This is a genomic window from Polynucleobacter sp. MG-Unter2-18 (assembly GCF_018687675.1).
Classification (GTDB): Bacteria; Pseudomonadota; Gammaproteobacteria; order Burkholderiales; family Burkholderiaceae; genus Polynucleobacter.
In genome coordinates this window covers 465,785-478,881 of the sequence record NZ_CP061302.1, presented here as the reverse complement: position 1 = coordinate 478,881, position 13,097 = coordinate 465,785, and the positions used below count along the sequence as shown (strand labels likewise).

Annotated in this window: 14 protein-coding genes; 7 read left to right on the top strand and 7 right to left on the bottom strand. The window is 44.0% G+C overall.

Annotation, left to right across the window (positions count from 1 at the left end; all coding sequences use genetic code 11):
* Positions 1 to 20: 20 nt before the first annotated feature.
* A complete protein-coding gene (locus tag C2759_RS02590) occupies positions 21 to 407 on the bottom strand; it encodes a VOC family protein (RefSeq protein ID WP_046329731.1) in 387 nt (128 codons plus the stop codon).
* Between the two features lie 324 nt (positions 408 to 731).
* Here C2759_RS02590 and C2759_RS02585 point away from each other — a divergent pair, with 324 nt between their 5' ends.
* The 3 genes from C2759_RS02585 to egtD are packed head-to-tail and all read left to right on the top strand — an operon-like array spanning position 732 to position 3,931.
* Positions 732 to 1,883: an SUMF1/EgtB/PvdO family nonheme iron enzyme gene (locus tag C2759_RS02585; protein ID WP_215356076.1), complete on the top strand. Its 1,152-nt coding sequence runs from the start codon at positions 732 to 734 to the stop codon at positions 1,881 to 1,883.
* 59 nt (positions 1,884 to 1,942) lie between these two features.
* Complete coding sequence (selD, locus tag C2759_RS02580; RefSeq protein ID WP_215356074.1) at positions 1,943 to 2,989, top strand: selenide, water dikinase SelD; 1,047 nt, start codon at positions 1,943 to 1,945, stop codon at positions 2,987 to 2,989.
* A gap of 12 nt (positions 2,990 to 3,001) precedes the next feature.
* Positions 3,002 to 3,931 (top strand): L-histidine N(alpha)-methyltransferase, encoded by a 930-nt coding sequence (gene egtD / locus C2759_RS02575; protein ID WP_215356072.1) that lies wholly within the window; start codon positions 3,002 to 3,004, stop codon positions 3,929 to 3,931.
* Positions 3,932 to 3,943: 12 nt separating this feature from the next.
* On the opposite strand, the gene senB is transcribed toward egtD, so the two are convergent.
* Positions 3,944 to 4,885, bottom strand: coding sequence for a selenoneine biosynthesis selenosugar synthase SenB (senB, locus tag C2759_RS02570; RefSeq protein ID WP_256441210.1), 942 nt, complete (start codon positions 4,883 to 4,885; stop codon positions 3,944 to 3,946).
* 180 nt (positions 4,886 to 5,065) lie between these two features.
* On the opposite strand from senB, the gene C2759_RS02565 reads away from it, so the two are divergent.
* Positions 5,066 to 5,992: a LysR substrate-binding domain-containing protein gene (locus tag C2759_RS02565; RefSeq protein ID WP_215356069.1), complete on the top strand. Its 927-nt coding sequence runs from the start codon at positions 5,066 to 5,068 to the stop codon at positions 5,990 to 5,992.
* A 12-nt stretch (positions 5,993 to 6,004) separates the two neighbouring features.
* Here C2759_RS02565 and C2759_RS02560 read toward each other — a convergent pair whose 3' ends face one another.
* Entirely contained in the window at positions 6,005 to 6,589 is a 585-nt protein-coding gene (locus C2759_RS02560) for a DUF3501 family protein (RefSeq protein ID WP_215356067.1), read from the bottom strand.
* Positions 6,590 to 6,616: 27 nt separating this feature from the next.
* Positions 6,617 to 7,954 carry a heterodisulfide reductase-related iron-sulfur binding cluster gene (locus C2759_RS02555; RefSeq protein ID WP_215356065.1) on the bottom strand — a complete coding sequence of 446 codons (1,338 nt, stop codon included), beginning with the start codon at positions 7,952 to 7,954 and terminating at the stop codon, positions 6,617 to 6,619.
* A 427-nt stretch (positions 7,955 to 8,381) separates the two neighbouring features.
* On the opposite strand from C2759_RS02555, the gene C2759_RS02550 reads away from it, so the two are divergent.
* Positions 8,382 to 8,819 (top strand): rubrerythrin family protein, encoded by a 438-nt coding sequence (locus C2759_RS02550; RefSeq protein ID WP_046329724.1) that lies wholly within the window; start codon positions 8,382 to 8,384, stop codon positions 8,817 to 8,819.
* Between the two features lie 60 nt (positions 8,820 to 8,879).
* Here the strand turns inward: C2759_RS02550 and C2759_RS02545 are convergent, their stop codons facing one another.
* Positions 8,880 to 9,488 (bottom strand): glutathione S-transferase, encoded by a 609-nt coding sequence (locus tag C2759_RS02545; protein ID WP_215356063.1) that lies wholly within the window; start codon positions 9,486 to 9,488, stop codon positions 8,880 to 8,882.
* A 145-nt stretch (positions 9,489 to 9,633) separates the two neighbouring features.
* Here C2759_RS02545 and ahpC point away from each other — a divergent pair, with 145 nt between their 5' ends.
* Both ahpC and ahpF read left to right on the top strand, forming a co-directional pair.
* Positions 9,634 to 10,197 carry an alkyl hydroperoxide reductase subunit C gene (gene ahpC, locus C2759_RS02540; RefSeq protein ID WP_215356060.1) on the top strand — a complete coding sequence of 188 codons (564 nt, stop codon included), beginning with the start codon at positions 9,634 to 9,636 and terminating at the stop codon, positions 10,195 to 10,197.
* 119 nt (positions 10,198 to 10,316) lie between these two features.
* Positions 10,317 to 11,861, top strand: coding sequence for an alkyl hydroperoxide reductase subunit F (gene ahpF / locus C2759_RS02535; protein ID WP_215356058.1), 1,545 nt, complete (start codon positions 10,317 to 10,319; stop codon positions 11,859 to 11,861).
* Positions 11,862 to 11,916: 55 nt separating this feature from the next.
* Here ahpF and C2759_RS02530 read toward each other — a convergent pair whose 3' ends face one another.
* Both C2759_RS02530 and C2759_RS02525 read right to left on the bottom strand, forming a co-directional pair.
* Positions 11,917 to 12,474, bottom strand: coding sequence for a hypothetical protein (locus C2759_RS02530; RefSeq protein ID WP_215356056.1), 558 nt, complete (start codon positions 12,472 to 12,474; stop codon positions 11,917 to 11,919).
* Between the two features lie 423 nt (positions 12,475 to 12,897).
* Positions 12,898 to 13,083, bottom strand: a complete 186-nt coding sequence (locus C2759_RS02525; protein ID WP_215356054.1) for a hypothetical protein — start codon at positions 13,081 to 13,083, stop codon at positions 12,898 to 12,900.
* Positions 13,084 to 13,097 lie beyond the last annotated feature (14 nt).

The window sequence follows — 13,097 nt, the reverse complement described above, 5'->3', positions numbered from 1 at the left end:
GGCCTTATTTGAGCCTTGTTTCAGACTTCTTTCGGAGGTCTATGCATTGCGCAAATCTTATTACCAGCGGGATCTCTTAACCACGCTATATAAATAGTTCCAGCGACACCATCGCGGTAGCCAGGATCGCCCTCACACAATGTCCCGCCATGCGCAATACCAATTGCATGAAAGGCATCTACATCAGCTATGGATTTAGCAGCAAAGCCAATCGTTCCACCATTAGCATGAGTAGCTTCCTTGCCATCAATAGGCTTAGTGATGGCAAAAACGCCACCAGGGCCACGATAATAATATCTATCATTACCGAAGCTGCCAGGCTTAACTCCCAATGCCCCTAGGGCAGCATCATAAAAATCTCTAGAGACTTCTAAATCGTTTGCACCCAACATAATGTGACTGAACATAGTTTTCCTTATTTAAATACATGTACTAAAAATGACTGCAGCTAAACAGGTCCGACAGGTATTAGCGCAAATTGGCTTTTATGAGACTCATGACATCATCATAAAATTGCTGCAACCTTCTTTTAATCAGAAATAAAGAGTGCATAGAGCTTATCTTTGACGAATCTAAAAAGTACCGTTTGTGATGTTCTGTACTGCAATGACTGACCTATACAGCGATAATACGCACTAGTTTGATATTTGCAGTATTTTGTTAAAACCCCTACATTTGGATACTGAAGTGAGCTGCTGACCACCTCCTGAAGACTAGCCTAAAAATACTGTATGTCCGAATCCTCAAGCAACGATTACCTTCTATATGCTCCGCACCCACCTGCGTCGACCTTGGCTCTGTGGTTAGAGGAAAGCAACCGCATCACCCGTCAAATTCTGAGCAATATTTCGATAGCAGATCAGGTGGTTCCTCAGATCAATATCCTCAATCCCCCGCTTTGGGAATTAGGTCATTTAACTTGGTTTCATGAATTCTGGGTTCATCGCGATGGCCAAGAGAGTAAGCCATCATCCATGCAGAATGCAGATTACTTATTTAACTCTTCAGAGATGGCACATCAAGATCGTTGGTCCACGCCAATGCCATCCTTAGATAACTTACTGGAATACAACCACAGCGTCATTGAAAGTACTCAAGAGTTACTGCGCGCACCAATCGACAATAAAGCTGCTTACTTTATCCAGCTAGCGATCTTGCATCAGGATATGCACAATGAGGCGTTTGCCTATATGTGGCAGACCATGGGACGCTCTATACCTTTTACCCCATTTACTGAAGAGAGCAAGCTTGAGACCAATACGCAAACTTGGATTCATTTTCCAAAATCAACGATACAAGCTGGTTCCGAACAGGGCTCCGGCTTTATTTTTGACAATCAAAAGTGGGCATATTCTATTGACCTACCCGCATTTGATATTGCGAGTTCACCCGTCACCAATGGCGACTATCTAAGTTTCCTAGAATCACCAAGTAATCTTGCCCAGTCCACGCCTGTAGCACCACCCTCTCACTGGAAAAAGGATGGAGCTATTTGGTTGGAGCGAATTTTTAATCAATGGCTACCTTTAAATTGCGCAGCGGCTGTTCGTCACATTAGCTATTTAGATGCTCAGCGTTTTTGTGAGCACCATCAAGTACGCCTACCTAACGAACATGAGCTTGGCCTATTAATGTCGCAAAAACAGGGGGCTTGGCAATCATCTAATTTATGGGAATGGACTAGCAGCACTTTTGCACCCTTCCCAGGTTTTAGCTCCGATCCCTATATCGACTACTCACAGCCCTGGTTTGATGGCAGCCATCAGGTGCTTAAGGGTGGCAGCTCGTTTACCCCTGATCGCTTGAGAAGAGTGGCATTTCGTAACTTTTATCAAGGTCAGAGAAGTGATCATTTTTGCGGCTTTCGTACGTGTTTACTCTAAGTTGAGTAAGCTCATGATGTTTCGGTAATCCCTACCTTTAATTTATATTTTGAATTTTTATGACTACACCTTATAACGGCCGCCTTACTTCTTTATCTCATGGTGGAGGCTGTGGCTGCAAGATTGCACCCGGCGTCTTGAGTGACATCCTCAAGGCCTCACCAATGCGCAATCTGCCTGCTGCTTTGTTAGCGGGTTCTGATAACAACGAAGATGCTGCTGTTTATCAGATTAATGAAAATCAGGCGATTGTTGCTACGACGGATTTCTTTATGCCAATCGTAGATGATCCATTTGAGTTTGGCCGCATTGCTGCCACCAATGCAATTTCTGACATTTACGCAATGGGTGCTCAGCCCCTGTTTGCACTAGCCCTGCTGGGCATGCCAATTCAAGTATTACCTTTAGAAGTGATCCAGCAAGTGACTGCTGGTGGCGAATCCGTCTGTAATGATGCGGGCATCATGATTGCTGGTGGTCACTCTATTGATACGGTAGAGCCAATTTATGGCCTTGTCGCGATTGGTGTAGTCGACCCAAAAAAGTTGAAACGTAACAGCGGTGCTCAAGCAGGCGATAGCATCATCCTCAGTAAGCCCTTGGGTGTAGGCATTCTTTCTGCAGCACTCAAGAAAGAAGTTCTCTCTGATACGGGCTACAAAGAGATGATTGCCCTCACCACAAAACTGAACAAGCCAGGTGTGGCACTCTCTCAGCTAAATGGTGTACATGCTTTAACCGATGTCACGGGCTTTGGCCTTGCAGGGCATTTGCTAGAGATGGCACGAGGCTCCAATTTAATGGCCAAGATCGACTGGGATGCTATTCCAGTGGTGCAGGAAGCAATTGAACACGTCAAAGCAGATATCTTTACCGGCGCATCTACGCGCAATTGGGCTGGCTACGGTAAAGAAATTCAGCTCGCGAGCAACCTAGAGCTATGGCAACAAAATGTGCTTACCGATCCACAAACCAGCGGTGGTTTACTGATTGCTTGCGCACCAGAGCAAGAGGCTGAAGTCTTATCAATTCTGAATGCAGGCGGCTTTGCTAGTGCTCAAAAAATCGGTCAGTTCGCAGCGGGTACGGGCTTGTCTGTCGCCTAAAGAATTGAACCAATGAAAAATACTTTGACTGAAGAGTTGCTGGTCAGCCTTAGCGCTGATAAGCCATCGATATCGCCAAAGTTTTTTTATGATGATGTCGGATCACACCTTTTCGATGTAATTACACTACTCGATGAATACTATCCAACTCGCACAGAGAAATGGATTATGGATGCCTATCGGCGTGAGATTGCTGATGCTGTAGCTCATTGCGACGTTTTGGTAGATCTAGGTGCCGGTAATTGCGCCAAAGGAAGTCAACTTTTCACTAGTATTAAGCCAAAACAATATAGAGCGCTCGACATTTCAAAAGAATATTTAGAGGCCGCCGTTGCTGATCTACGAAAGCAGTTCCCCCAAATTGAGATGTCAGCTCATGCCGTCGATCTGAGCTTGCCACTAAGCTTTCCTGAACTTCAAGCACTTCGGAAAGTATTTTTCTACCCAGGTTCCTCAATCGGCAACTTTGATCCCGAAATAGCAGATCAGTTTTTTACGAATCTTGCTCAGGAGTGCTACGGGAATGGCGGACTTTTAATTGGAGTCGATCTCGTTAAAGATACACAAACCCTAAACCTGGCCTACAACGACCCTTTGGGAGTCACTGCCGCATTTAATTTGAATGCCCTGCTAAACGTCAATCGACTGATTGGCAGCAACTTCAAACTTCAGGATTGGGAGCACTATGCTTTTTATAACGCCTCTCAGTCCCGTATTGAGATGCATCTGCGAGCACGATCTGATGTGCAGGTGACTCTGCCGGGCAATGGAAGTCAAGATCATATTATCTCCTTTAGTACAGGCGATTTAATTCATACTGAAAATAGCTACAAATACACCCAGGAACATTTTGTAGAAAAGCTTAGTAGCGCTGGATTCACTGAGATCCAATGCTGGACTGATCCAAATAAGCGCTTCTTAGTTTGCTTTGCAAACGTCTAATCAATACTTTTCTTAATCCTTAAGTAGCTGAGTCGTCAGCTCTTGAATGGATTGCATCTCTCGATCGGGACTCACCAAATCTTTTAGAGTATCAATCTGTTTTTTTAGTGCAGAGTAAAAATCAGGCATGGTTTCAGCACGAGATAGCAGGCTTGCAAGTTCAACCTCATTCCCTACTGGATAGTAGCCCAGATAGTCATCTCCAAGTAGCCCTCGATTCCCCGGAATATCCGAAGCGATCACTGGCACCCCTAGTGCTATTGCCTCTGAAACCACATGAGCACCGCCCTCCATTCGACTAGAAATTACCATTAGGCGACTCTGAGAGAGCGCCTTTAATGTATCTACATGACTGAGCTCACCAATCCATTGGTAACGCTCTAGAGTTTCGCTATATTCCTCGGCAGTAAGCTCCATTTGCTGATTCATCGCCATTCCTAAATGCAAGACCTTGATCTTTGAATCTAATGGCATCAAGGGAAGGCAACGAGTGATACAAAAAGGATCTTTCTCCTCCCTCAGGTGGCCAATAATGATTACTGGGAAATCCGTACTCGTCACTGTATTAGAGGCATCAACCTGAACCGATTGATAAATTACTCGGGCTTTATGTCGCAGATGCGCTGGAATTGAATCTAAGGCTGAGGACTGAAGGACAATCAATTGATCTGCTATCTCCATTGAGCGAACTACCTCATCATGGACTGCCATATCTCGATATAAATCAGTGCCCGTCAAAACCAAAATAATTGACCGATCGGGGTGATGCTCATGAAACGCCATGATGGATGCATGACTACGATAGGCATGCAGTGCTATGAGCATGCTGGCACCTTCACCTGACCAAAATTCAGTCACTACAACCGCATAGCCGAGTTTCTCTAAGAAATTCTGCCAGCGTAATGCAGTGATCCGATTTCCGTGCAAACTACCTTGTGGTGCCGGCGTTACGATTTCAATATGGGATTTGATGTTGAACCTATCAAAAAGTACAGTTTTTTATATTTCTAATGGTAATGGAGATTTACTATGCCAGTTAAGATACCCCGCGGAAATCCCTACCGATTTAATTACCTGTAGATACACTATAGTTAAACATATTCCGCCATACCTCTAACTTGCACTAGGACATAGATGACTCTTACTGAACTTCGCTATATCGTCGCAGTTGCACGTGAACGCCATTTTGGAAGAGCGGCAGATGCCTGCTTTGTATCTCAGCCTACCCTATCAGTAGCCATCAGAAAACTAGAGGAGGAGCTGAATACGCAAATCTTTGAGCGTACCAATACTGAGGTTGCAATGACTAGCCTAGGCTCACTGATTGTGGATCAGGCTCAAAGAGTGCTTGAAGAAGCTAATTCCTTAAAGCACTTAGCAAAGCATGGTCAAGATCCTTTATCTGGCCCACTCAGGCTGGGTGCGATCTACACCATTGCACCCTACCTACTACCCAGCTTAGTGCGGGTTGCACGAGAGCGCTTGCCTCATGCCCCTTTATTTTTAGAAGAAAACTTCACCGTTCGCCTACTTGAAGTCCTACGTCAAGGCACCTTAGATTGCATAGTGATTGCAGATCCTTTTGCCAGCACGGGGCTCAATCAAATTGATTTGTATGACGAACCTTTTTTAGTAGCAGTGCCTAAAGGTCACCCTTGGGAAAATAGAACATCAATTCCGCATCGAGAGCTTAAAGAGCAAAATACTTTGCTATTAGGTACTGGGCACTGTTTTAGAGACCATGTGCTTGGTGTTTGCCCAGAATTGAATCGCTTGGGCTCCGGAACAACGATTGGGGAGCAGCGAAGTTTTGAGGGCTCGTCCCTGGAAACTATTCGACAGATGGTAGCCAGTGGCATCGGCATTTCAGTACTGCCTAGAACGTCCGCCTCTGATAATGTAACTGCTGATCAGCTCATTCGGTATATCCCATTCGAGGACCCTATTCCTACCAGACGTGTTTGCCTCGTCTGGCGGAAAAACTTTCCACGCACTGCTGCAATGAATGAATTAGCCGAAGTAATTCGTCAATGCGCCTTACCTGGCGTTCAATATCTTTAAGATCAACTTGCTTTAACTCAAATCAGAAATGAGCGAAGCTAATGTTTCTGAAGGGAGGGTTTGTACATGCATCGGGTAGCCCTTGTGATCACAGCCAACCATCATCTGAGCGCCAGCCTTTAGTGCCATCTTCATATCCGCTGTGAGATCAAAGCGCATGAAATGCACTGCAGAAGTTTTCTCGGCAGTAGAGCGCTCCAAGTCTTCGTCAGCAATTGCATAGACACGTGGCTGACCTTCGATCTCGATAAAAATCTTGTGCTCTATACCCACTAACTTCGCAAGCGCAACTTTACGATCCGCTTCATTGGGATACTCAATCATCATCGTGGCTTTGAAATCTGAACCACTAGGCACCAAGGGGTTGTAGGCATTTAACTCATCTTCGATGCCAGCCTCTTCAAATGTTTTTTCTACACGCAGCATCTCTTGAATTTGATAGCGCATTAAAAACTCATTTTCAAAAATTAGCGTTACGTGATCTCCCAGATGAACAGTACGAAGGCGACGTTCTTTAATCGCCTTTTCACGAAAAATGGGACGTTCTTTATGGTAAGTCTCAAGACTTAAAAGACTATCGCGTGTAATGATTCCCATACTGCTATCTTCCTTTATTTATATAAATTAAAGACCGTATGCTTTTGCAAGCAAGGTCAATGGGTGAGCCATCTCGGACTTAGGTAAACCCAACTCCTCCATGCCCTGCTCAATATGATGACCCGCTAGCTGACAGTCAGAGCTAATGTAGTTTGGCTCTTCCTCAGCCATTCTTCTAAATACAGGCTTACCAATTTTCATTGCCGTTTCGTGAAACTCTTTCTTCACACCCCAGGTACCGGAATGTCCTGAGCAACGCTCGACAACATTCACTTCAGTACCAGGTACCAGCTTCAGAGTTTCCGCAGTCTTTTGACCTACGTTTTGAACCCGTGAATGGCAAGCCATGTGATAACTCACATTCCCGAGCTCTTTACTGAAATCTTTCTTCAAGAGGCTATCCGAATTTCGCGCCATAAAGTATTCAAAGGGATCCCACATTGCCTCTTTCACCAATTGCGTATCAGCACAATCAGGGAACATGAGTGGCAACTCTTGCTTAAACATCAAAGTACATGATGGGATTGGCGTCAAGATGGCATAACCTTCACGCGCCAACTTAGCCAACTTCGGAATATTTTTTTCCTTATTCTGCGCAACAGACTCTAAGTCACCCAACTCGAGCTTAGGCATGCCACAACAAGCTTCTTTATCAACAAGCTCATACGGAATAGCATTGTGTTTCAGAATCTTGATGAGATCTTGCCCGATACCTGGCTCGTTGTAATTGATATAGCAGGTGGCATAGATAGCAACTTTTCCAGGTGTCTTGACACCATCCACCACCGGCAGATTTTCAGATTTCTCAGCTAGCTGCGGGAATGTCTTAGGAGCATATTCAGGGATCCAAGCATTCTTATCTACTCCCAAGGCGCCTTCCATCACCAAACGTGCAAGCCCAGTGCTATTTACAGCATTGACTGCTTGCGTAACGATTGGAATGCCAGCAAAGTGGCCAAGCTTATCTGTAGAGGAGAGTAATTTATCGCGGAAGGTGGTTTTGTCGTCCTTGAAATTCACTGCCTTTGCACGAAGCATTAAGTGAGGAAAATCAATATTCCAAGGGTGTGGAGGAACATAAGGACATTTGGTCATATAGCAAACATCGCACAGGTAGCATTGGTCAACTACCTTTTGGTAATCGGCCTTATCAACCTGCTCCATCTCCAAATCTTCAGTGGCATCCACCAAATCAAAAAGGGCTGGGAATGACCCACAAAGACTGACACAGCGACGGCAACCGTGACAAAGATCGAAGACACGCTCCATCTCAGCTTCTAGATCGGCTTTATCGTAAAACTTGGGGTTTTGCCAATCCAAAGGATGTCTGGTTGGGGCTTCTAAACTACCTTCGCGAGTTGTCATGTATATCCTCTACTATTTAAACGTATGCAATGCATTAATTTTGTAGGGCTAAGTTTAGAGCTCAGCCAGTCGATAGTGAAATTGTATTAATTAACAATCTTCATAGAAAATACCTAAATAGTTTGATCAACCCCCACTTAGATACCCTCTAAATTGATCAATAATAGGTAGTGAACACTAACTTTTATTCAACTCCATCCCCCAGTCAACGCATTGGATAGCAAAAAACCTCAAAAAAATAGCTCTATATAGCGTTATATTTTATTAATTGATATTTGCTTATCAGTTGTTTTTAGCTATCAAGTCAATACAAAAATATGATTATTCAAATCCACAGATTTGTTCATAATCATCGGCAGGTGAACCTTATAGAGCTAGTAACTTAGCGAATCACCCAATTTCAACTAACCGTTTTTAGGAGTCAATCATGGCTAAAACTGTAAAAGGTACAAAGACTGAGCAGTCTTTGAAAGAAGCATTTGCTGGAGAATCACAAGCAAACCGTCGTTATTTGTATTTCGCGAACCAAGCTGATATCGCTGGTGCAAATGATGTTGCAGCAGTTTTCCGCTCAACAGCTGAAGGCGAAACAGGTCATGCCCATGGTCACATGGAATACTTGATCGAAGGCGGCGCAGGCGAGCCAGGTACTGGTATGCCAGCTAAGACAGTTGCTGAAGCATTGCAAGCAGCTATCGCCGGCGAAACACATGAGTACACAGATATGTACCCAGGCATGGCTAAGACAGCACGCGACGAAGGCTTTGACGAAATCGCCGACTGGTTTGAAACATTAGCTAAGGCTGAGCGTAGCCACGCTAATAAGTTCACTAAGACTTTAGAAGCCCATTTGGCAAACGCTTAATTAGCTAAGTCATTTAATTTGAGAGCCCTCGAATGAAAATTCGGGGGCTTTTTTTCAGGCTTAATCAATCCAGGCTGGATGCTTGTGCATTACCGAATTAAACAATTCGGATTCAATCAGTTCACCAAGCCAATTCTGAATATTGGGGAGCGGCAACCCCTCAAAGCTTTTTTGATCAGACATTGAAAATTGCCGAATAAACGGAAAGATAGCTACGTCTACCCAGGATAGCTTATTACCCATTAGATAAGTATTTAATTTCAGCGCGGCCTCCATTGGCCTGAGCATCAACTCTATTGCGGCATTCAAAATCGCTTCTCGATTGAGATGGGGATATCTCTCGGGATATTTATATTGATCTAAAAGAGTTTTAAATGGGCCATCATTTTTCTCGAGCCACTCTATCGAGATGATTTGATCAACATTCAACCAACCATCTGGATCAAAAATATCTAAGGCCCAGCGCATGATATCCAGACTCTGATCCAAAACCAGCTCATCAACACACAAAACTGGAACAGTTCCTTTGGGGGATACCCGCAACATCGATAGCGGTTTGTCACGCAAAACAATCTCTCGGTGCTCATATTCAATACCGGCGTATTTCAAAGTCATACGAGCCCTCATTGCATAAGGGCATCTGCGGTAAGAATACAAAATTGGTCTCATCGCGTGATTATCAAGCCAGCGCTCAATTTATTGATCTAAAAAAACGATCATTTATATCATTATTATTCGTTATACAAATATAGCATTCCGCTTCAGAATGACTCCTGTTGTGCATTAACTCATTTATTTTTAACAGGAAAACCCCATGTCATTAATCAATACACCAGTAATTCCATTCAAAACCCAAGCCTTCCATAACGGTAAGTTTGTCACTGTTTCCGATGAGTCCCTCAAAGGTAAGTGGTCAGTATTCATTTTTATGCCAGCAGCATTCACATTCAACTGCCCAACAGAAATTGAAGATGCAGCTGATAACTATATTGAATTCCAGAAGATGGGTGCAGAGGTTTATATCGTTACTACCGATACTCATTTCTCACACAAAGTATGGCATGAGACTTCACCTGCAGTAGGTAAGGCAAAGTTCCCATTGGTTGGTGATCCAACACATACCTTGACACGTGGTTTTGATGTGCATATTGATGAAGAAGGTCTTGCATTGCGCGGTACATTCATCATCAATCCAGAAGGTGTTATCAAGACCGCTGAAGTACATTCCAATGAGATCGCTCGCGATATCTCTGAGACATTGCGCAAGCTCAAGGCTGCTCAATACACAGCCGCTCACCCAGGCGAAGTATGTCCAGCCAAGTGGAAAGAAGGCGCAGCAACATTGACTCCATCTTTGGACCTTGTAGGCAAGATCTAAGAATCAAAGTCCGAAGTAATCAGCAATCAATCGACTCTCTTCGGAGAGTCTATTGGGCAGGATGAGAATCTAAAGCCCTGCCCAATAGACTCATCAAGATTTAATACTAAGGAATACGCATGTTAGATACCAATATCAAAACCCAACTTAAAGCCTATTTTGAAAAAATAGAAAGCCCGATTATTTTAGAAGCCACTTTGGATGACAGCACTCACTCAGCCCAAATGCTAGAGCTATTAAATGAAGTGGCCGAGCAATCCATCAAAATCACAGTAAAGACCTCAGGTAGCAGTAAAAATATTCCTAGCTTTACCGTAGGCAAGGTGGATGAAGTTGCTCGTATTGCATTCTCTGGCCTACCTATGGGTCATGAAATGACTTCTTTCATTTTGGCTATTTTGCAAGCCAGTGGCTACCCACCAAAGGTCGAGCAAGATGTGATCGAGAGCATCAAACGCTTGGAAGGTAAAAAGCGCTTTCAGACATTCATCTCTTTGTCATGCCATAACTGCCCAGATGTTGTTCAGGCCCTAAATCTCATGGCTGCTCTTAATCCCGATATCGAACATGAAATGATTGACGGCGCCCTCTTTCAGGGTTTAGTAGATCAATACCAAATCATGGCTGTACCTACCGTGATTCTGAATGGCGAAGTCTTTGGTCAGGGTCGCATGAGCGTTGAAGAAATTGCTGCCAAATTGGATACCAATACCTCAGCACGTGATGCAGAAAAATTAAGTGCTAAAGCCGCTTACGACTCTCTGATTATCGGTGGTGGTCCAGCAGGTGCTTCAGCTGCAATTTATTCTGCCCGCAAAGGAATCAGGACTGGTGTTGTAGCCCAACGCTTTGGTGGGCAGGTAGCCGATACCGTAGGGATTGAAAACTTCATCTCCGTTAAAGAAACTGAGGGCCCTAAATTAGTGATGGCGCTTGAGCAACACGTCAAAGAGTACGAAGTCGATGTCATGAATCTGCAGACTGCTAAGGGCTTGAGTAAGACTGGTGATGAAATCACGATCACCTTAGAAAATGGAGCTGTACTGAAGAGTAAGACAGTCATTCTGAGTATGGGTGCACGCTGGCGCGAAATGAATGTGCCGGGTGAGCAAGAGTACCGCGGTAAAGGCGTCGCTTACTGCCCACACTGTGATGGTCCGCTCTATAAAGGCAAACGCGTAGCAGTGATTGGGGGAGGTAACTCTGGAGTTGAGGCTGCAATTGATTTGGCGGGTATTGTGAGCCATGTCACCTTAGTTGAGTTTGATACCAAGTTACGTGCGGATGCCGTACTACAGAAAAAAATGCACAGTATGCCCAACGTGACGGTAATCACTAATGCCTTAAGTAAGGAAGTGTTGGGTGCCGATGGTAAGGTAACTACTTTGCGCTATGAAGACCGAGCTAACAATCAGATGCATGATGTGGCACTAGAAGGTATATTTGTTCAGATCGGTTTGCTACCAAATACTGATTGGCTTAAAGGAGTAATTGACCTCTCCCCTAGAGGTGAAGTAATCATCGATCAAAAAGGTGAGACTTCTATGCCTGGTGTATTTGCTGCTGGAGACTGCACCACAGTCCCCTATAAACAAATTATCATCGCCATGGGTGAAGGGGCAAAGGCTTCACTTTCAGCATTTGATTATTTAATTCGCTCATAAACAGTGAGCTCGCCCAGACCTGCATCAGATCTGGGCGATTCTGAACGCAAATCATCTAACCCTCAGCAGCTACCTGTGCCTCAGCAAGCTTCATTTCTAAAGCGAGGCGCTTAAAAGCTGCTTGATCTGGATATTGTTTTGCCAAATAATAAATGAGCTCTCGATCAGTTTTGCCAAACTGATGATCCTTCAGCATCATTCTTAATGCCCAAATTAATTGCAAGGAAGCGCGCTCATCCAACAAAATGCTCGCCTTATCTTCTGCACTCTCATCTAAATCTTGCAGATTAATTTCTTTAGCAAAGGACAATAGCTTTTGCGGCATATCCCACTTGACAACATTGTGCGCCCAATACAAAAATCGTTTTAAATCAACCCGCATGTTTTGAGCGGAAAAATTTTGCATCCAGGCATGCTCAATCAGTAAATCTAGCTTAAGCTTGAAATCAGAGAAGAGACCTTCAAAATTTTCCCGATCGAAATGGAGCTCTCCAGCGGAATCTCTTCTTGGAAATTTAATTTGGCGAGGGTTTAATCCAAGCACTAAAGCAGCTGCTTGCCATGTATAAACATATTGCTTAGCGATCCAATGATCCCAATCCAATTCAGTCATAAATTTCACTTCATTTGATATCAATAAGGTCATAGCTTACTACGCCTAAGATGTTAAATATTGATAAGCGGTGAGGGAGCCTAGATAGGCTCCAAGGAGTCCTGCTCAATCATATCCGGGGATGGGCTCTAAAGGCCCTAAATAAAGCCCGAAATAATCGTCAAGATCTCAACATAAAGTTATAAGTAACTTTTTTAATGGACTTAGTTATTTGAAGCTCTAGATGCATCAGAAGCCTCAGAGGCATATTTTTCAGCGATAAGGGAAAAATGTTTTTTGGCGTCAGAGTCCATCGCAACATCCTCAAATTTATGGGGGCCTGATGTTGGCTTAGCCTCATAGGTAAAAAGGCATAAACCAGCTACTATGACTAATAAGGCAAAGCTAACTGGGACGATATATGTCCTCAAGGGCTTTTCCAGCTCAGAGTATCTTCAGAATATTGGCCTGAAGTGGATGAATCACATTGGGCAATATTTCTGTGGGGTTGAATGATCTTGCAATCCGCTCCTGCCAAAGCAAGCGATCCCTAACCAAGTCATCGATTTCTAATTTAATAAATGTTGCTGAGACTGCTGATAAATCACTCTTCGCTTGGAACTGGTTCATGACCTTATCTCCTT

Coding starts and splice junctions, on each gene's coding strand:
- C2759_RS02590 (WP_046329731.1), bottom strand. CDS start 407: ATGTTCAGTCACATTATGTTGGGTGCAAACGATTTAGAAGTCTCTAGA.
- C2759_RS02585 (WP_215356076.1), top strand. CDS start 732: ATGTCCGAATCCTCAAGCAACGATTACCTTCTATATGCTCCGCACCCA.
- selD (WP_215356074.1), top strand. CDS start 1,943: ATGACTACACCTTATAACGGCCGCCTTACTTCTTTATCTCATGGTGGA.
- egtD (WP_215356072.1), top strand. CDS start 3,002: ATGAAAAATACTTTGACTGAAGAGTTGCTGGTCAGCCTTAGCGCTGAT.
- C2759_RS02565 (WP_215356069.1), top strand. CDS start 5,066: ATGACTCTTACTGAACTTCGCTATATCGTCGCAGTTGCACGTGAACGC.
- C2759_RS02560 (WP_215356067.1), bottom strand. CDS start 6,589: ATGGGAATCATTACACGCGATAGTCTTTTAAGTCTTGAGACTTACCAT.
- C2759_RS02555 (WP_215356065.1), bottom strand. CDS start 7,954: ATGACAACTCGCGAAGGTAGTTTAGAAGCCCCAACCAGACATCCTTTG.
- C2759_RS02550 (WP_046329724.1), top strand. CDS start 8,382: ATGGCTAAAACTGTAAAAGGTACAAAGACTGAGCAGTCTTTGAAAGAA.
- C2759_RS02545 (WP_215356063.1), bottom strand. CDS start 9,488: ATGAGACCAATTTTGTATTCTTACCGCAGATGCCCTTATGCAATGAGG.
- ahpC (WP_215356060.1), top strand. CDS start 9,634: ATGTCATTAATCAATACACCAGTAATTCCATTCAAAACCCAAGCCTTC.
- ahpF (WP_215356058.1), top strand. CDS start 10,317: ATGTTAGATACCAATATCAAAACCCAACTTAAAGCCTATTTTGAAAAA.
- C2759_RS02530 (WP_215356056.1), bottom strand. CDS start 12,474: ATGACTGAATTGGATTGGGATCATTGGATCGCTAAGCAATATGTTTAT.
- C2759_RS02525 (WP_215356054.1), bottom strand. CDS start 13,083: ATGAACCAGTTCCAAGCGAAGAGTGATTTATCAGCAGTCTCAGCAACA.